Origin of the sequence: Glycocaulis abyssi (assembly GCF_041429775.1) — a bacterium.
Lineage (GTDB): Bacteria > Pseudomonadota > Alphaproteobacteria > Caulobacterales > Maricaulaceae > Glycocaulis > Glycocaulis abyssi.
Map to the genome: position 1 here is coordinate 870164 of NZ_CP163421.1, position 17474 is coordinate 887637.

The window sequence follows — 17474 nt, forward strand, 5'->3', positions numbered from 1 at the left end:
CGCGAAACTGCCCCCATGCGCCCTGAGTCCCTCTTTCCCCTGTTTGCGGATCTGACGAGCCTTGCCGGTGTCGGGCCGAAGCTGGCTGCGCTTCTCGAGAAGGTGTTTGGCGGAGGGCGGGTGAAGGATGCCGTCTTCACGCTTCCCACCGGGATTATCGACCGCTCGCGGCGGGTGACGATTGCCGAGTGTGGTCAGGGCGGCGCAGCAGGACTGGTGACGCTGGAAGTCACCATCGAAGCACATGTGCCGCCGCCGAGCCTGAAAACGCCCTACAAGGTGCGCGCGAGTGACGAGAGCGGCTTCCTCCATCTCGTCTTCTTCCACGCCCGCAAGGACTATCTGATGCGCACCCTGCCGCCCGGCGAGAAGCGCATCGTGTCGGGCAAGGCGGAGCGGTTCGGCTCTGAAATCCAGATCGTCCATCCGGACCTGGTAGCGAAGCCCGGCGAGATCAGCGCCGATGATCTGATCCAGCCCGTCTACCCGCTGACCGCAGGGCTGACCGCCAACACCGCCAGAAAGGCCGTCAGGGCCGCGCTGGGGCGCATTCCTGATCTGCCGGAGTGGTTGAGCGCCGACATGCCTGAAGCGGCCTCCTGGCCGGTCTGGAGGGCCGCTGTGGAGGCGGTGCATGCGCCGCGCTCTGCTGCGGATCTGGAACCGGGCAATGCCGCGCGCACCCGCCTCGCTTTTGACGAGCTCTTGGCCCATCAGCTGGCCCTCAAACTCGCCCGCGCCAGCCGCAAGGCGCGCAAGGGCCGGGAGCTCACCGGATCGGGAGCGAAGGTGCAAGCCGTCATCGCCGCTGCGCCCTTCACGCCGACCGGTGCGCAGATGCGGGCCTTCGAGGCCGCGAAGTCCGACATGGAAGCCGCCACGCGGATGATGCGCCTGGTCCACGGTGATGTGGGCTCGGGCAAGACCTTCGTTGCGACCCTTTGCGCTGCCCATGCGGCAGAGGCGGGCGTGCAGACGGCGTTGATGGCACCGACCGAGATTCTGGCCCGACAGCATGCCGCCGTGCTGACGCCCCTGCTGGCGGCTGCGGGCATTCGCGTGGTCACGCTGACCGGACGCGACAAGGGCCGCGCGCGGGAAGATCTCACCGCCGCCATCGCCAATGGCGAGGCGCATGTCGTGTGCGGCACCCATGCCCTTTTTCAGGACGCGGTGGAGTTTAATGATCTGGGCCTTGTCATCATTGATGAGCAGCACCGCTTTGGCGTGTCGGACCGCAAGCGCCTGACCTCCAAGGGTTCCATGCCCGATACGCTGGTGATGAGCGCAACGCCCATTCCGCGCACGCTGACCCTGGCCGTTTACGGCGATCTGGATGTCTCGCGCCTCGATGAAAAGCCTGCAGGGCGCATCCCGCCGACCACGCGGGTCATTCCGGGCGAACGGCTGGATGATGTGATCGAAGGGCTGGGGCGGGCCGTGGCGAAGGGTGAGCGCGCCTACTGGGTCTGCCCGCTGGTGGAGGAGAGCGATATCTCCGACCTCGCGGCGGCAGAGGAGCGCCATCTCCTGCTCTCCAACGCCCTGCGCGCCCGCGTCGGCCTCCTGCATGGCCGCATGCCCGGCAAGGAGAAGGAGCGCATCGCGCGTGCTTTTCGTGACGGGGAGATCGATATTCTGGTCGCCACCACCGTGATAGAGGTGGGCGTTGATGCCCCGGACGCGACCATCATGGTGATTGAACATGCAGAGCGCTTCGGCCTCGCCCAGCTGCACCAGCTGCGCGGCCGCGTGGGGCGCGGCGACAAGCCCTCCTCCTGCCTGCTGGTCTATCACGGCAAGCTTGGCGAGACCGCGCAGCGGCGCCTGGAAATCATGCGCGAGAGCGATGACGGCTTCTTCATCGCCGAGGAAGACTGGAAGCTGCGCGGCTCCGGCGATCCGCTGGGCCTGCGCCAGTCCGGCCTGCCGGATTATCGCTTTGCAGACCTTGCGGCTCATGCGTCGCTGCTGCCGATTGCCAGTGATTACGCCAAGCTGGAAGCCTCGCGCGAGGAGCCGCTAAAGGGTCCGCGCGGCGAGGCACTGCGCACGCTTCTGTATCTGTTTGAGCGCGATGAAGGCGTGAAGCTGATGCGGTCTGCCTAATCGTTCTGCCTTGGCGGCTCGCCCGCAGCCTCGCGCGCCTTGGCCTCGGCCTCGGTATGATCGAGCGTCTCGCCGGCGGGCAGCGCGCCTTCGGGCAGGCGGTCAGGGGTCACCAGGCCAAACGAGATGATCAGCTTGGCCGCTTCCTCGATACTGATATCGAGCGGTATGGCTTTCGAGCGCGGAATGAAGAGCAGGAATCCGGAGGTCGGGTTGGGCGTGGTCGGCACGAACACGCCAATCACCTCCTCCTTGCCCTTGCCGACATGGTGGCGGATCGCGCCCTTGCCGTGCGAGGCCACGAACGCCACCGCATAGCTGCCTGACATGGGATATTCGACCAGCACCACTTCCTTGAAGGCATTGTTCTGCGCGCCCAGCACGGTCTCCACCAACTGCTTGAGCGCGCCATAGATATTGCGGATCAGCGGCACGGTGTTGACGATACGCTCGCCAATCGCCAGCAGGGTGCGCCCGAAGAAGTTCGCCGCCAGCGCGCCCAGCAGGGTCAGCGCCAGCACGGCAATGATCACGCCCATGCCCGGCAGGGCGAAGGGCAGATAGGTCTCCGGGTTATAGCGCTCCGGGATCAGCGGCTTGATGGTGGAATCGACAAAGCTGATGAAGATATAGATCAGCCAGATGGTGACGGTCACAGGTGTGGCGACCACAATGCCGGTAAGAAAACTGTTGCGAAGCCAGCGCAGCACTAGATCCGTCTCCTGTCACAAGGGGGGTTACCCAGCCCGGCGCGATGATGGCAAACTTGTAACGCGACTGCCAGCGCGCCTGGCGGTAAGTACACGCAAAATGAGGGGACAGACCGATCCATGCCGAAGCTGAGCGCGCCTGCCCGCCCCTTTACCGTGTTACTCGCGATTGCCGCTACAGGGCTGGCTGCGCTTCTGATCGCGGCAAGCTGGATCATGCGCGACCAGATCTACCAGACCTTTCTTGATCCGGGCGTCCCCTTCCAGACCTATGAACCGCCTGCGGCGGCAGATTACACGGACCCCGATACCTGGGCCGTGCGCCCCGTTCTGGCGGCGCTGGATGAAGATGAGCCGGCGGTGTTTTTCGTCCATCCGACGCTGCACACGGGCGGCGATCACTGGAATGCCGCACTGGACCGCAATAGCCACCGGGAGCGGCTGGAGCGGCTCTACCTGCCCAATTATGCCGGACCCTTCGCACAGGCCGGGGCGGTGTTCGCGCCGCGCTACCGTCATGCCGCGCTCTATGCCTACATGAATAACCGCGAGGACTCCCTGCAGGCCCGTCTTCTGGCCTATGAGGATGTGCGCGCGGCATTCCGCCAGTTCCTTGCCGATATCGGTGAGGATCGCCCGGTCGTTCTGGTTGGTATCGGACAGGGCGGCGAACATGTGACCGGCCTGCTGCTGGACGAGGTTTCGCCCGATGAAAGCCTGATCGCCCGGCTGGTGGCCGCCTACATCATCGAGGCCCCGGTGGCAGCAGACCTGTTTGACGGCGCGTTGCAGGACTTGCCGCTATGTGACGCGCCGGAGGCTTTCCGCTGTGTCGTCACATACTCGGCCATCCAGGCCGACGAGACCGCGCGGATCGAGGCCATTACAGAGCGCAGCACGTTGTGGATCGACCGCGGCCGTCTGGGCCAGACGCCGGGCCGCGAGCTGGCCTGCGTGAACCCGCTATTGTGGAACCTCTCTGAGGACTATGCGCCTACCCGCCTGCATCGCGGCGGTGCAGCCGCCGAAGGGCTGGAGCTGGGCGAACGCCCCTCGCCGCTGGCCAGCCAGACGAGCGCACAGTGCCAGAACGGGCTTTTATTCGTCGATCAGCCGCGCTCACGCACGCTGCGCAGACCGTCGCGGCTGGCCGAAATCCGCCGCGTACCGCCCTTCAACCTGTTTTATGCTGATCTGGAAGCGGATGTGACGCGCCGGGCAGCATTGCTGGCTGAAACCCTCGCCGAGGAACGCCGCTGGGCGCCAGACCTGCCGGAGGCCGAGGAAGTCGTCGTGGTGCCGGTGCGTCCGGTCGACTAGGCGCTGTGCGCCTTCATCTTTTCCACCAGCGCGGTGGTGGAAAATCCGGGCTGTAGGGGCGCAATCACGATCTCGCCGCCGCGAGACTTGATAAAGTCCGCGCCCGGCAGGTCTTCGGGCTTGTAGTCAGCGCCCTTCACCAGGACATCGGGAGCTATCGCGCGGATCAGTTCCTCGGGCGTGTCTTCTTCAAAGACCACCACCCGGTCCACGCTCTCCAGCGCGGCCAGCATGGCCGCGCGGTGGGCAGCAGGGTTCACTGGCCGTCCCTCGCCCTTGAGGCGCGTTACCGACGCATCGCTATTGAGCCCCACCACCAGCCGGTCACAGACCGATCGGGCATGGCGCAGAGAGGCGAGATGCCCGGGATGAAGAATGTCAAAGCAGCCATTGGTGAAGCCGACCTTCAGCCCGTCACGGTGCCAGGAGCTGACGGTGCTGGCGGCCTGCTCGCGCCCCAGAACCCGCCAGTCCACATCGCCTGCGCCGGGAATGGCGCTATCGAGCAATTCTTCGGGCGACACGGTGGCGGTGCCGGTCTTGCCGACCGCGGTACCAGCAGCGAGGTCAGCCAGTGCCATCGTATCGACAAGCGGAAGACCGGCCGCCACGCCGAGCGAAAGCGCGGCCAGCGCCGTGTCGCCAGCGCCGGACACATCATAGACAGAGCGCGGACGGGCGCGGTGATGGTGGACCTGGCCATTCTCGATCAGGCTCATCCCCTTGCCGCCACGCGTGACCACCAGCGCAGGGGTAGTGGACAGGCGCGACTTCAGGGCCGCAAGAGCCGCTTCCGTTTCCACATCCGTCCCAACCGGCAGGCCCACCTCGTCGGCAAGCTCCTGCGCGTTCGGCTTGATGAGCGTTGCGCCGCCATAACGTGAATAGTCCGCGCCGCGCGGGTCAACGCAGACCGGCTTGCCGGCGGCGCGCGCCAGCGAAATTACCTGCCGGCAAACATCGGGTGTCAGCATCCCCCTGCCGTAGTCAGACAGGATGATAACATCTGCGCTGGCCAGCGCGGCGCTCACCGCTTCGATGACCGCGCGTTCGCTATCATGGCTGATCGCGGTGCCGGGATCGCAGTCCACACAGAACATTTGCTGGCTGCCGGAGACATAGCGTGTCTTGGTCGGCGTGCTCCGGCCGGGCTGGCGGATAAGGTTGCAGCCATCTGTGCCGCAGTCGGTCAGAAGCGCTTCAACCGCGTCGCCCTGCGGATCATTTCCGGCGACACTGATCACGCTGGCGCCGCCGCCCAGACTGATCAGATTGCGTACCAGATTGCCCGCCCCGCCCAGCATCATTTCCCGGCGGTTCTCCGACAGGATCGGCACCGGCGCCTCACGCGAAATGCGCTTCACCTCGCCATAGACGAAGGAATCCAGCAGCACGTCGCCGACCACAAGCGCGCGCTTGCCAGCGATTGCACCGAGCAGGATGGAGGCTTCCTGGCGCTGCATACCGGACCTAAAGCGCCATTACGGGGCTTGCCTTGGCCATGCGGTCAAACTCCAGCAAATCAGCTGCAATCGCCTCAAAATGCTTCAGCGGGATCATGTTCGGCCCGTCAGACGGTGCATTGTCCGGATCGGGGTGGGTTTCCATGAACACCGCCGCGACGCCAAGGGAGACCGCCGCGCGGGCCAGATACGGCACGAACTCGCGCTGGCCGCCGGACGAAGCACCCTGCCCGCCGGGTTGTTGCACCGAATGCGTCGCATCGAAAACAACAGGGCAGCCGATACTGGCCATGATCGGCAGCGCGCGCATGTCGGAGACCAGCGTGTTATAGCCAAAGCTCGCGCCGCGTTCGCAGGCAAACACATTCGGATTGCCCGCGCCGGTGATCTTGGCGACGACATTCTTCATGTCCCACGGCGCGAGGAACTGGCCCTTCTTCACATTGATCGCCTTGCCGGTTTGCGCCGCAGCGACCAGCAGGTCGGTCTGACGGGACAGGAAGGCGGGTATCTGCAGCACATCGACCGCCTGGGCGGCGATGGCGCACTGTTCGGCGGTGTGGATATCGGTGAGGACCGGAAGGCCCGTGGTCTCGCGGATTTCTGCAAAGATCGGCAGCGAGTCTTCAAGGCCGATGCCGCGCTGGGCGCTGGCGCTGGTGCGGTTCGCCTTGTCAAACGAGGTCTTGTAGATGATCTGGCAACCCAGACGCTCGCCGATCTCCTTGAGCATGGCAGACACTTCCAGCCCGTGCTGGCGGCTTTCCAGCTGGCAAGGCCCGGCGATGAAGGTGAGCGGGCGGGTATTGCCGATCTCGAACGCGGGATGCGTGCCGCGAGCCAGCGTCACAACGGAATTGGGAGCGGTCATGGGCGGTCTGTCTTTCCTTGTCAGGTGCAGCGCGATCAGATTTCGCTGATCCGCGCCCCGGTTGGCCTCGTAATAGCTGACATAGGTATTCCCGTCATCCTTGCACTGCGGCTTTCATTATCGTGTCCACCTCAACTCATTCTGCTGGTTCTCCCGTCATCTGCTGGTTCCGCCAGGACTTGCGACGGGCCGACAATCCGGCCCTGCTGGCGGCGGCGAACTCCGGCGCGCCGGTGATCTGCCTTTACGTGCTCGATGACCAGACGCCCGGCAAATGGGCCAGAGGCGGTGCGTCGCGCTGGTGGCTGCACCACAGCCTTGCCGCGCTTGATACCAGCCTGCAACGCCTTGGAGCACGCCTGATCCTGCGCCGGGGCGATGCCTATGAGGTGGTGACGGGCCTGGCTAAAGAGCTGAACGCGCAAGCCGTGTTCTGGAACCGGTGCTACGAGCCCTTTGCCCGCCAGCGCGATGCCCGGATCAAGAACGATCTGAAAGACAGCGGCACTGCGGTGGAGACGTTCAACGCCTCCCTGCTTGTTGAGCCGTGGCATGTAACGACAAAGGATGGCGGGCCCTACCGCGTCTACTCGCCCTATTTCCGGGCGCTGGCCCCGCATTGTGACGATATCGCCCCCCTGCCTGCGCCTAGCTCCGTCACCGACGGTTCGCAGGGCGTGCATTCCGACGCCCTTTCCAGCTGGTCTTTGTTGCCGTCCTCACCAGATTGGGCGACAGGGTTCAGCCCCGTCTGGACACCCGGCGAGGACGGCGCGCGGGCGAGGCTCGAAACCTTCTGCGAGGATGCGGCGCGCGACTATGCCGACACGCGCAACCTGCCGGGCACAGAAGGCACGTCGCGCCTGTCACCGCATTTGCATTTCGGTGAAATCTCCCCCCGACAGATCTGGCATCATGCTGTCAGCCACGTCCCGGCCGGAAAAGGCCGTGAGACCTTTCTGAAGGAGATCGGCTGGCGGGAGTTCTCCTACAATCTACTCTATCACTTCGATGACCTGCCTGAATCCAATTACCAGACTAAGTTCAATGACTTTCCGTGGAATTGTGATGAAGCGGTTTTCCAAAAGTGGACGCGCGGACAGACTGGCTATCCGATCGTAGATGCGGGCATGCGCCAGCTCTGGCAGACGGGCTGGATGCACAACCGGGTCCGCATGATCGTCGCCTCCTTTCTGACCAAACATCTCCTGATCGACTGGCGCCGGGGCGAGGAATGGTTCTGGGACACTCTGGTGGACGCAGACCTCGCCAATAACGCCGCCAGCTGGCAGTGGGTCGCCGGATCAGGCGCGGACGCCGCGCCCTATTTCCGCATCTTCAATCCTGTCACGCAGGGCGAAAAGTTTGACGAATCCGGCAGCTATGTCCGCGAATGGGTGCCGGAGCTGGCGAAGCTGCCAGACAAATATATCCACACGCCATGGACGGCTCCGGCCGATATTCTGGGGCGCGCCGGAATAACGCTTGGCCGTGACTACCCCAGACCGATAGTGGACCACACCATGGCGCGCGAACGCGCACTGGCCGCCTTCTCCAGCCTCAAGGATGCCGCATGAGCTCAATCGACCCGATATTGAACCGGCCTGCACGCATTGCGGTGATTGGTGGCGGTGTGGCTGGTCTGGGTGCGGCCTGGGCGCTGCGCGGCCTGCATCAGGTCGTGCTCTACGAGAAGGATAGCCGTCTTGGCGGCCACGCCAACACCGTGCATGTCGATCACGCCGGACAGGAAACGCCGGTCGATACCGGCTTCATCGTGTTCAACCGGCTCAACTACCCCAATCTGACCGCGCTGTTTGCCCATCTGGGCATTGAAACACACCGCACCGACATGAGCTTCGGGTTCAGCCTGGGCGGACGGTGTGAATGGTCCTCCAACGGGCTTGGCGGCCTCTTCGCCCAGCCCTCCAACCTGCTGCGCCCCTCCTTCATCGGCATGCTGCGCGATGTCTTGCGCTTCAACGCGCAGGCCGTGCGTGACCTTGAAGGCGGTGTGCTCACGGGGCTGTCTCTCGGCCAGTATCTCGATCTGTACGAGTTCGGTACCGCCTTCCGGGAACAATACCTCCTGCCCATGGGCGCGGCGATCTGGTCGGCCAGTGAAAGCGACATGGCCGCCTACCCGGCCGAAGCCTTTGTGCGGTTTTTCAGGAACCACCGTCTGGTCAACGCGAAACGTCCCAAATGGGAAACCGTCGCCGGGGGCAGCCAGACCTATGTCAACGCGCTGTGGCGCGACATGGAGGCGTCCGGCGTGCAGCGCCGCTCCGGCGCGGTCAGCGTCACCCGGCTGCGTACCGGCGGGGTCCGGATTGTGGACGCGGATGGCCATGCAGAACGCTACGACGAGGTGATCCTGGCCTGCCACTCCAATGAAGCGCTGGCGCTACTCACCGATGCGGACGCTGACGAACGCGAAATGCTGGGCGCGATCCCCTACGCGCCCAACGTGGCGGTGCTCCACCGCGATGAGAGTTTTCTGCCCCGCCGCAAGGGCGCGCGGGCGGCTTGGTGCTATATGCGCGATGATAATACCGGCGCTGCTGCAGTAACTTACGACATGAACCGTCTGCAACACATCAATCCGGAACAGCCCATGCTGGTGACGCTGAACCCGTCGCGTGAGCCCGACCCGGCCAAAGTGCTGGGGCGCTATCACTACGACCACCCGCAATTCACACCCGCCGGTCTGGCGGCGCAGCGCATCTTCAATCGGGTGCAGGGCGTGCGCCATACCTGGTTTGCCGGCGCGTGGCTGGGCTATGGCTTTCACGAGGACGGGCTGCGCTCCGGCCTGCGCGTGGCCTTGCGCCTTGGCGGCGCGATTCCGTGGGCATTTGCCGATGGCGACGTAAATGGCGGAGAATGGGGTGAGCGGCCGGGCATCGCCCTGCCAGATGTTCACGCCCTGCCCGCGGAGTGATGATGACGCCGCCTGCCCGGCTTTTCCTCGGACATACCGTACACGAACGCACCCAGCCTTTCGTGCATCGCTTCCGCTATGCCATCGCCATGATGATGCTGGACCTCGACCAGCTGGAGGCAGCGGGCCGCCAGTCACGCCTGTTCTCGGTCGAACGCTTCAACCTGTTCAGCTTCCGCCAGCGCGACCACGGCCCACGGGACGGCACATCGCTCAAAGAGTGGGCGCTGGCCCGGCTTGCTGCGGCGGGCGTCGATACTGCCGTGTCGCGCGTCCGGCTATTATGCTCGCCGCGCGTGCTGGGCTATGTCTTCAACCCGATTTCGCTCTATCTGGCTGACGATGCGGACGGAAACACGCTCGCGGTGATCTATCAGGTCCACAACACGTTCGGCGACGCCCACGCCTATGTCGCGCCCCTGGCGGGCAGCTGGCCGGCGAAACACAGCGCGCAGAAGCGTTTCCACGTTTCGCCCTTCTTCCCGGTATCAGGGCGCTATGACTTCACCTTGCGCGATGGCGATGACCAGCTTTCGCTCGTGATCCACAAGGCCGGGGACGCAGGCAAGGATTTCCTCGCAACCATGCAGCTACAGGCGCGAACCGTGTCCTCGCGAAGCTTGCTCAAGCTCTTCGTATTGCAGCCTTTTTCGACCTTGAAGACCATCTCCGCCATCCACTGGGAGGCGGTGCGGCTTTTCCTCAAGGGCGCGCGCTATCACCGCCGTCCCCAGCCTCCGGCCGACGATACGATTATCGAGCAGCCGGATGCATCCAGGCGGACAGTTTGAGCGTAATCACTAAAAGGCGTAGAATTGGACCGGCAGTCAGCCGGAAGGTATCTCCGAATGACCGATGCAACACTTTCCAGTTTTGACCCTTCGCGTCCGCTTCAGGCTTGCCGGGACACGATTGCCCGCCTGCAGGGCGTGCCGCGCCTGTTCAAGGCGGGCCTTACCCTGCTTTTGAAGTTTGGCACTGGATCCCTGACCGTCGTGCTGCCTGATGGCCGTAGCCTGCGCTTTCAGGGCAAGGAGCCGGGCGCCGATGCGGTGATGGAGGTGCGCGATTACGCCATGGTCCGCCGCGTGTTCGCAGGCGGTGATGTCGGCTTTGCCGAATCCTACATGGCGGGCCAGTGGACAACACCCAATCTTGCAGCAGTGCTGGAAGTATTTTCCGCAAACCTCGATAAAATCAACAATATCGAGAAGGGTGGCCCCCTCACCCGTATGGCGCACTGGGTCTGGCACCGCCTGCGTGCCAACACCAAGGCGCAGGCCCGCAAGAATATCGAGGCACACTACGATCTCGGCAATGCCTTCTATGAGCTGTGGCTCGACCCGTCCATGACCTATTCGGCTGCGCGCTTTACCGCGCCGGATCTCGGGCTGGAGGCCGCACAGAAGGAAAAATACGCCAGCCTTGCCCGGCTGATCGGGTTGAAGCCCGGCATGCACGTGCTGGAGATTGGCTGCGGCTGGGGCGGGTTCGCCGAATACGCGGCTGGCGAAATCGGCGCGACGGTTACATGCCTTACCCTGTCGCCTTCCCAGCGCGAATATGCCCTTGAACGCATGGAGCGCGCGGGTCTGTCAGACAGGGTGGAGATCAAGCTGCAGGACTATCGAGACGAGACCGGCAGCTATGATGCCGTCGCCTCCATCGAGATGTTCGAGGCCGTGGGCGAGGAATACTGGCCGTCCTACTTCGCCAAGGTGCGCGAGTGCCTGAAACCCGGTGGCAAGGCCGGCCTGCAGATCATCACGATCCGCGATGATCTGTTTGACAGCTATCGCAAGCGCGCGGACTTCATCCAGCGCTACATCTTCCCCGGCGGCATATTGCCAAGCGTGGAACGGCTGAATGGCGAGTTCGCCAAGGCCGAGTTGACTTCCGTTACGACCGAGATGTTCGGCGTGGACTATGCCGACACGCTGGCCCACTGGATGGAACGCTTTCAGGCTGCCTGGCCGCAGATCGAGCCGATGGGCTTTGATTTGCGCTTCCGGCGCATGTGGGAGTTTTATCTGGCCTATTGCGAGGCGGGCTTCCGCACCGGCCGCATCGATGTCGGCCAGTTCGTGCTGGAGCGCTAATTCGCCGGCTTGTCCCAGCCGGTCTGTTTTCTTACTAGTCCCAGCGACCAGCCATAGGGCAGCGCGTAGATGGCTTTCAGCGCCCAGGTGAAGCGGCGCGGGAAGGTGATCTCGAACCGCTTGCTCCTCAGGCCCGATGCGATGCGCTTTGCCGCCGTCTCCGCACTGACCATGAAGGGTTTGGGGAAGGCATTGTCGTCCTGCGCGGGCGTCTCGACAAAGCCCGGCGTGATGACCTGACACAGCACGCCATAGCGGTGCAGCTCGATGCGCAGGCACGCCGCCATGTTCACCAGGGCCGCCTTGCTGGCTCCATAGGCCGACGAGGTCGGCATGCCGCCGAAGGATGTCGCCGAGGACACAATCGCGATCTGACCCGTCCTGCGCGCGCTCATGCGCGGGGTCAGCGCGCACAGGCACGCCGCCGTGCCCGACAAATTCACGTCAAATGTCTTCTTGTAGTCTTCAAAGGACGGGTTTTCGGCATTGATCGAGAGGTAGATGCCCGCATTCAGGACAGCGAGCCCAATCGGCCCGTGCGCTGCTTCAATGGCCTTCACAGCGTCTTCCACGCCCTTGGCATCGGTCAGATCGACCGCGTGCGCGATGATATGGCCCTTGCCGGAATGCCCCGCAGCGATCGTCTCCAGCTTGTCCGCGCTTCTGGCGGAAATCACGACCGTCCAGCCCTGGCCAGCCAGACGCTTCGCCAGCGCCGCCCCAATGCCTGAACTGCCGCCTGTTACCCAGGCAACACCGTCTGACGGTTTCATGGCGCGCGGTGTCATGAGGCTTTCCTTTGTGTCCGGGCGATGCCGATGGATTCAAAAAAGCGGTTGGCGTCGCCGCGTATTGCCTCGCGGCGAGCGTCGCTGAACCGATTGAGGTTTGAAAGGATGGGTCCGAGGCGGCGATTGCCCTTCAGCCTCGCCTCATTCTCCAGCATGAAGTTCCAGTAGAGATAGTTGAACGGGCAGGCTTTTTCGCCGGACTTGGCTTTCACGTCATAGCGGCACTTGCTGCAATGATCGCTCATCCGGTCGATATAGGCGCCGCTCGCCGCATAGGGCTTGGTCGCCATGACGCCGCCATCGGCATAGAGCGCCATGCCGTGCGTGTTGGGCGCTTCCACCCACTCATAGGCATCGGCATAGACGGCCAGATACCATTCATTGACGGCCCTGGGATCAATACCGGCCAGAAGCGCGAAATTACCGGTCACCATAAGGCGCTGGATATGGTGGGCGTAGGCGTGCTTGCGCGTGGTGTTCACCACATCGGCGATGCAGGCCATGTCCGTTTCGGCGGTCCAGTAAAACTCCGGCAAGGGCCGGTGCGCGTTCAGCGCATTGCGCTCCAGATATTCCGGCATTAAGTGCCAGTAGATGCCGCGCACATATTCGCGCCAGCCAATTATCTGCCGGATGAAACCCTCAACCGCGTTCAGCGGCGCCTTGCCGTCCTGCCAGGCCCTCTCCGCCTTGCGGCAGACTTCCATCGGGTCCAGCAGGCCGCAATTGAGGTAGAGCGACAGGACGGAGTGGAAGAGGAACGTTTCGCCGTCTTTGAGCGCGTCCTGATAATCACCGAAATCCGGCAAGGCGTTCTCGATGAACCAGCCCAGCTGTTCCAGCGCGCCTTCGCGCGTTTCCGCATAGCCAAAGGGCTCGATATCGCCGAACCCGTCCGGGAAACGCTCTTCGACCAGCGCCATGACATCCCGCGTTATCGCATCAGGTTCGACCCATGCGCGGCGCGGCAGTCTGATGTCCGCCGGCAGTGCCTTGCGGTTCTCCGCATCATAATTCCACTGGCCGCCTTCAGGCTCGTCCCCATCCATCAGCAGGCCGGTCTCCCGGCGCATCTCGCGGTAGAAATACTCCATGGTCAGGCGTTGCTTGCCGCTGGCCCAGCGGGCGAAGCGCTCATGCGAGCAGATGAAGCGGTCGTCGGCGCGCATCTCGACAGGCACATCGAACCTGTCCGGCCATTCGCGCATGATCTCCATCAGCCGGTACTCACCCGGCTCAGTGTGCACGATACGCTGCAGGCCCGCCTCATCGGCCAGGGCGCGCGCCACCTCGCCTTCAAGGCTGTGGGCGTTGCCGGGATCATCGAGGCGCACATAGCGCACCCTCAGCCCCTCCTCTCGAAGGCTGTGCGCGAAATGGCGCATGGCGGAGAACAGGAAGGCGATTTTCTTGCGATGATGCGGGATGTATGACGCCTCGTCATTGACCTCGGCCATCAGGATCAGGTCGTCAGGCTGGACGCCCCGCAAGGCAGACAGCTCGCGCGTCAGCTGATCGCCAAGGACAAGCCGCAGGGTGCGCATCAGGCAGCCGGATTGGCCTGCCGGACATAGCGGATGCGTTGGCCGCGCGCCTCGAACTCGCACCCCGCCCAGAAGCCGTTCTCATCATACCAGAGATCGACGGTGAGCGTGCCTTCCAGCCGGATGCGGCGGGCCTGAATGGTGCCGCCATCGGCCTCGATCTGCTCCATTCCCATATCGGTGATGGTTACCTCCATCGCATCGCCATGCTCGGTATTGAGAATCCGGCGCAGATCTTCTTCATATCCACGCCAGTGCGAGGACGGGATGATGTCGCGCGGCAGTTCCTCGGTATGGCGTTCGCCCTCGGGAAGGACACCTTCGCTCACGATGCCGGAGCCATTGCGCGCCGCTGCAACCGGGAAGCGGTCGCCATCTTTAAGGGTCTCGCCCTCCAGCGTCACCAACTGCCCGCCCCGCCAGCGCTCTACCGAGTCGTGCTCGTAGCGGAACACGGTCAGCGGGCCGACACCGGCGCGTAGACGCACTGAAATTTCGGCGGTCAGCTCCTCGCCGCTACGCGAGAACCGGACCTCGTGCGTACCGAAACTGGAATTACCGCGATAAACATTGAACTGGATCGTCTCACCGCCCCGCGGATCGGCGGGAATGGCGCCATGCGCCAAAGGCGCTGCGACGGCCAGCACCATGACACTGGCAAGAATGGCTAGCGGTTTCATCAGGCATACTCCCGGATTCTGAAAAAGCGCACGTCCACGGCCCGGCCGATCAGTTCAGGCGGCGCAAGGGGCGTACAATCCGGTCTATCAAGCCATAGAGCGGATTGACCGGCTTCCATTCTCCCATGCTCACTGTCAGGCATATGCAGGCCACATTGCCCTGCACGGCTGGACGGTGGCGCATGCCAGGTGCCGCGCTGCAAAGATCACCTGCCCGGTACAACGCGTGACCATCGTGAAAAGCTCCCGTCAGAACGAGGGTCAGCTCCTCGCCGCCATGATCGTGAGGCGGGATGCCGCCACCAGGCTTGAGAAGGACCAGGCTGGCTTCGGCCGTCTCGTCACTGACGGCGTCCAGGACAATTTCCTGCACGCCCCCAAGGCGGCGCGACCAGTTCAGCCCGCCACTGGCCGAGCGTTCGATATAGGGGCTCAAGGCCCGTGGAAGGCCGGTGGAGGGATCAAGGGCCTGATCGTCGTCCGGTGCAGCCAACACCGGCTCTTCAGCGCGCGTCAGCACCGCGTCGAGGGCATTGGCAGGCATGGACGCAGGATGAAGGCTGGCCAGCAGTCCGCCAAAGCCCGTTTCCGCGGCGCGGACATAAGTGCTGGCTTGAGGGTTCAGCTCCGCCTGACATTCCGCCAGAAGGCGTATGGCGGCGGGGCCTGTACCAGCGGCATAATCGAACAGATGCGCGTCTTCTCTGGCAGGCACGGGGCAAAGCTCCATCTGGTGTTTCGGAAATCTATACGCGGTGGACCCTTGACCGGATCAGCCAGACCGCTAGCCAGAACGCAGACATCTGATTTTCAAAGAGGCCAAGCCATGACAGCCCGCCACCCTGCCCGCTCTGTTATCGACCTGATCGGCAACACACCGCTGGTCCGCCTGAACGCTGCCAGTGATGCGACGGGCTGCGAAATCCTTGGCAAGGCCGAATTTCTCAATCCCGGCGGCTCGGTGAAGGATCGCGCGGCGCTCGGCATTGTGCGGGCTGCCGAAAAAAGCGGGGCGCTCAAACCCGGCGGCACCATCGTGGAAGGCACGGCCGGCAATACCGGTATCGGGCTGGCCATGGTCGCCTCGGCGCTGGGATACCGCACAGTGATCGTGTTTCCGCGCACCCAGTCGAAGGAAAAGCGCGACGCGATCCTGCTGGCGGGGGCAGAGTTGATCGAGGTGGATGCCGTCCCCTACGCCAATCCCAATCACTATGCGCGCTATTCCGGTGCGCTCGCCGAGGAGCTGAACGCCAGCGAGCCCAACGGCGCCATCTGGGCCAACCAGTTCGACAACGTGGCCAACCGGCAGGCCCATTTCGACACGACGGGACCGGAAATCTGGGAGCAGACAGGCGGCAAGATTGACGGCTTCGTGGCCGCCGTCGGCTCTGGCGGCACGCTGGCCGGGGTCGGCATGTATCTCAAATCAAAGAGCCAGAACGTGCAGATTGCGCTCGCCGATCCGGGCGGGGCCGCGCTTTACGGCTATTACGCGCATGGCGAGCTGAAAGCCGAAGGCAATTCCATCACCGAAGGCATCGGTCAGAGCCGGATCACGGCCAATCTGGAAGGCGCGCCGGTCGATCACGCCTTCCGCATCCCCGATGAGGAAGCGCTGGAAATCCTCTACGCGCTGATCCAGCACGAGGGGCTGTGTCTTGGCGGGTCGGCGGGGATCAATATCGCCGGTGCTATCCGCCTTGCCCGCAAGATGGGGCCCGGCCACACCATCGTGACCATTCTGTGCGATCACGGCGCGCGCTATCAATCCAAGCTCTACAACCCGGAATTTCTCAAGGAGAAGGGCCTGCGCGTCCCGCCCTGGGTGAAGAATTAGCGGAAAGGCGGCGAATACATCAGCCCGCCTTCATTCCACTGGCTGTTCAGGCCCCGGCGCAGGTTCAGGCCGGAAGCGGTGCCCAGATTGCGTTCAAACAACTCGCCATAATTGCCGCCTGCTTCAATCGCGCGCAGAGCGAACTCCGCGTCCAAGAACAGGCCCTCGGCGAGCGGCCCTTCAGCGCCGAGAAGGCGGCGGATTTCCGCATTGCTGCCATTTTCGGCCATCTCGGCCGCATTGGCAGAGGTGATGCCGTATTCCTCCGCTGCGATCAGCGCATGAAGCACCCAGCGCACCGCATCGGCAAACTTCTGGTCGCGTGAGGCGACGACGGCGCTCAGAGGCTCCTTCGAGATCACATCGGGCAGGATCAGGTGCGCGTCCGGTTCGGACAATGTCATGCGCATGCCGGCAAGACCCGACAGATCATTGCTCAGCGCATCGCACTGGCCCCGCCCATAGGCGGTGATCCCGGCGCGCACCGTTGCCACCTCGACAAGCTGGAAGGTCAGATCATGGATTTGCGCATAGTCGGAGAGGTTAAGCGCCGTTGTGGTATCGCGCTGGACGCAGATACGCGCACCGTCCAGCTCGCGCGCGCTGGTGATGGCCAGATCGCGCGGCACCAGGAAACCCTGCCCGTCATAATAGTAGATGCCCGCAAACGAGAAATTCTCCTGCGCATCGCGCGTCAGGGTCCAGGTCGTATTGCGCAGCAGGATGTCCACCTCGCCCTCGCCGAGCGCGTCCAGGCGCGCCTGCGTTGTCAGCGGCACCAGCTGAACCCGGTCAGGACTGCCAAGGAAAGCGGCCGCATAGGCCCGGCACAGATCAACCTCGAACCCGCTCCACTCACCCTCTTCATCCTGCCTGGCAAAGCCCTGAAGGCCCGTATCAACGCCGCATCGCAGCGTGCCGCGCTCCCTTAGCTCATACATCTGCGTGCCAAGTTCGGCGGTCTGGCTTTGCGATACGGTGAAGCCGAGCGCAAACGCCGTTGCAGCGCGCGCGAGGCGGCGCGGCATGAGAAAGTCGAAGAAAGCTGTTGGCGTCATGGTGCGGTCCGCCCTAAAGGCTGACAGACTATGGGTTTAGCGAAG

The 17474-nt window shown here is 63.7% G+C and carries 15 protein-coding genes; 7 read left to right on the forward strand and 8 right to left on the reverse strand.

What is annotated here, in order from left to right:
* The first annotated feature begins 15 nt into the window (after positions 1-15).
* Positions 16-2109, forward strand: a complete 2094-nt coding sequence (recG, locus tag AB6B38_RS04290; RefSeq protein WP_371394539.1) for an ATP-dependent DNA helicase RecG — start codon at positions 16-18, stop codon at positions 2107-2109.
* Here the strand turns inward: recG and AB6B38_RS04295 are convergent.
* Positions 2106-2819: a DUF502 domain-containing protein gene (locus AB6B38_RS04295; RefSeq protein WP_371394540.1), complete on the reverse strand. Its 714-nt coding sequence runs from the start codon at positions 2817-2819 to the stop codon at positions 2106-2108. The two genes, recG and AB6B38_RS04295, sit on opposite strands and share 4 nt — an antisense overlap.
* Before the next feature lie 120 nt (positions 2820-2939).
* On the opposite strand from AB6B38_RS04295, the gene AB6B38_RS04300 reads away from it, so the two are divergent.
* Complete coding sequence (locus AB6B38_RS04300) at positions 2940-4139, forward strand: DUF3089 domain-containing protein (protein WP_371394541.1); 1200 nt, start codon at positions 2940-2942, stop codon at positions 4137-4139.
* On the opposite strand, the gene rfaE2 is transcribed toward AB6B38_RS04300, so the two are convergent.
* Positions 4136-5602 (reverse strand): D-glycero-beta-D-manno-heptose 1-phosphate adenylyltransferase, encoded by a 1467-nt coding sequence (rfaE2, locus tag AB6B38_RS04305; RefSeq protein WP_371394542.1) that lies wholly within the window; start codon positions 5600-5602, stop codon positions 4136-4138. The genes AB6B38_RS04300 and rfaE2 overlap by 4 nt on opposite strands.
* Before the next feature lie 7 nt (positions 5603-5609).
* The gene (kdsA, locus tag AB6B38_RS04310; protein ID WP_371394543.1) at positions 5610-6473 is read right to left on the reverse strand and encodes a 3-deoxy-8-phosphooctulonate synthase; all 864 of its coding nucleotides are present in this window, start codon (positions 6471-6473) and stop codon (positions 5610-5612) included.
* Positions 6474-6595: 122 nt separating this feature from the next.
* Between kdsA and AB6B38_RS04315 the strand changes: the two genes are divergently transcribed.
* The 4 genes from AB6B38_RS04315 to AB6B38_RS04330 are packed head-to-tail and all read left to right on the forward strand — an operon-like array spanning position 6596 to position 11516.
* On the forward strand, positions 6596-8050 hold the full coding sequence (locus AB6B38_RS04315; RefSeq protein ID WP_371394544.1) for a deoxyribodipyrimidine photo-lyase: 1455 nt from the start codon (positions 6596-6598) through the stop codon (positions 8048-8050).
* Positions 8047-9417: an NAD(P)/FAD-dependent oxidoreductase gene (locus tag AB6B38_RS04320; RefSeq protein WP_371394545.1), complete on the forward strand. Its 1371-nt coding sequence runs from the start codon at positions 8047-8049 to the stop codon at positions 9415-9417. Before AB6B38_RS04315 ends, AB6B38_RS04320 begins: the two co-directional genes overlap by 4 nt.
* Positions 9417-10208 (forward strand): DUF1365 domain-containing protein, encoded by a 792-nt coding sequence (locus AB6B38_RS04325; protein WP_371394546.1) that lies wholly within the window; start codon positions 9417-9419, stop codon positions 10206-10208. Before AB6B38_RS04320 ends, AB6B38_RS04325 begins: the two co-directional genes overlap by 1 nt.
* Before the next feature lie 57 nt (positions 10209-10265).
* Positions 10266-11516 carry a class I SAM-dependent methyltransferase gene (locus AB6B38_RS04330; RefSeq protein WP_371394547.1) on the forward strand — a complete coding sequence of 417 codons (1251 nt, stop codon included), beginning with the start codon at positions 10266-10268 and terminating at the stop codon, positions 11514-11516.
* Here AB6B38_RS04330 and AB6B38_RS04335 read toward each other — a convergent pair.
* From AB6B38_RS04335 to AB6B38_RS04350, 4 genes are read right to left on the reverse strand one after another with little or no spacing between them, the layout of a single operon-like run.
* Complete coding sequence (locus AB6B38_RS04335) at positions 11513-12304, reverse strand: SDR family NAD(P)-dependent oxidoreductase (RefSeq protein WP_371394548.1); 792 nt, start codon at positions 12302-12304, stop codon at positions 11513-11515. The two genes, AB6B38_RS04330 and AB6B38_RS04335, sit on opposite strands and share 4 nt — an antisense overlap.
* Complete coding sequence (locus AB6B38_RS04340) at positions 12301-13851, reverse strand: cryptochrome/photolyase family protein (RefSeq protein WP_371394549.1); 1551 nt, start codon at positions 13849-13851, stop codon at positions 12301-12303. Before AB6B38_RS04340 ends, AB6B38_RS04335 begins: the two co-directional genes overlap by 4 nt.
* Positions 13851-14531 (reverse strand): DUF6134 family protein, encoded by a 681-nt coding sequence (locus AB6B38_RS04345; protein ID WP_371394550.1) that lies wholly within the window; start codon positions 14529-14531, stop codon positions 13851-13853. Before AB6B38_RS04345 ends, AB6B38_RS04340 begins: the two co-directional genes overlap by 1 nt.
* A 49-nt stretch (positions 14532-14580) precedes the next feature.
* A complete protein-coding gene (locus tag AB6B38_RS04350) occupies positions 14581-15246 on the reverse strand; it encodes a cupin domain-containing protein (protein WP_371394551.1) in 666 nt (221 codons plus the stop codon).
* Positions 15247-15357: 111 nt separating this feature from the next.
* On the opposite strand from AB6B38_RS04350, the gene AB6B38_RS04355 reads away from it, so the two are divergent.
* A complete protein-coding gene (locus AB6B38_RS04355) occupies positions 15358-16371 on the forward strand; it encodes a cysteine synthase A (RefSeq protein WP_371394552.1) in 1014 nt (337 codons plus the stop codon).
* Here AB6B38_RS04355 and AB6B38_RS04360 read toward each other — a convergent pair.
* The gene (locus tag AB6B38_RS04360; protein WP_371394553.1) at positions 16368-17429 is read right to left on the reverse strand and encodes an amino acid ABC transporter substrate-binding protein; all 1062 of its coding nucleotides are present in this window, start codon (positions 17427-17429) and stop codon (positions 16368-16370) included. The genes AB6B38_RS04355 and AB6B38_RS04360 overlap by 4 nt on opposite strands.
* Positions 17430-17474 lie beyond the last annotated feature (45 nt).

What these genes read in the sequence shown, in the direction of transcription:
- AB6B38_RS04300 (WP_371394541.1), top strand. Translation starts at nt 2,940, where the DNA reads ATGCCGAAGCTGAGCGCGCCTGCCCGCCCCTTTACCGTGTTACTCGCG.
- AB6B38_RS04320 (WP_371394545.1), top strand. Translation starts at nt 8,047, where the DNA reads ATGAGCTCAATCGACCCGATATTGAACCGGCCTGCACGCATTGCGGTG.
- AB6B38_RS04325 (WP_371394546.1), top strand. Translation starts at nt 9,417, where the DNA reads ATGATGACGCCGCCTGCCCGGCTTTTCCTCGGACATACCGTACACGAA.
- AB6B38_RS04340 (WP_371394549.1), bottom strand. Translation starts at nt 13,851, where the DNA reads ATGCGCACCCTGCGGCTTGTCCTTGGCGATCAGCTGACGCGCGAGCTG.
- AB6B38_RS04330 (WP_371394547.1), top strand. Translation starts at nt 10,266, where the DNA reads ATGACCGATGCAACACTTTCCAGTTTTGACCCTTCGCGTCCGCTTCAG.
- rfaE2 (WP_371394542.1), bottom strand. Translation starts at nt 5,602, where the DNA reads ATGCAGCGCCAGGAAGCCTCCATCCTGCTCGGTGCAATCGCTGGCAAG.
- AB6B38_RS04335 (WP_371394548.1), bottom strand. Translation starts at nt 12,304, where the DNA reads ATGACACCGCGCGCCATGAAACCGTCAGACGGTGTTGCCTGGGTAACA.
- recG (WP_371394539.1), top strand. Translation starts at nt 16, where the DNA reads ATGCGCCCTGAGTCCCTCTTTCCCCTGTTTGCGGATCTGACGAGCCTT.
- AB6B38_RS04345 (WP_371394550.1), bottom strand. Translation starts at nt 14,531, where the DNA reads ATGAAACCGCTAGCCATTCTTGCCAGTGTCATGGTGCTGGCCGTCGCA.
- AB6B38_RS04360 (WP_371394553.1), bottom strand. Translation starts at nt 17,429, where the DNA reads ATGACGCCAACAGCTTTCTTCGACTTTCTCATGCCGCGCCGCCTCGCG.
- kdsA (WP_371394543.1), bottom strand. Translation starts at nt 6,473, where the DNA reads ATGACCGCTCCCAATTCCGTTGTGACGCTGGCTCGCGGCACGCATCCC.
- AB6B38_RS04355 (WP_371394552.1), top strand. Translation starts at nt 15,358, where the DNA reads ATGACAGCCCGCCACCCTGCCCGCTCTGTTATCGACCTGATCGGCAAC.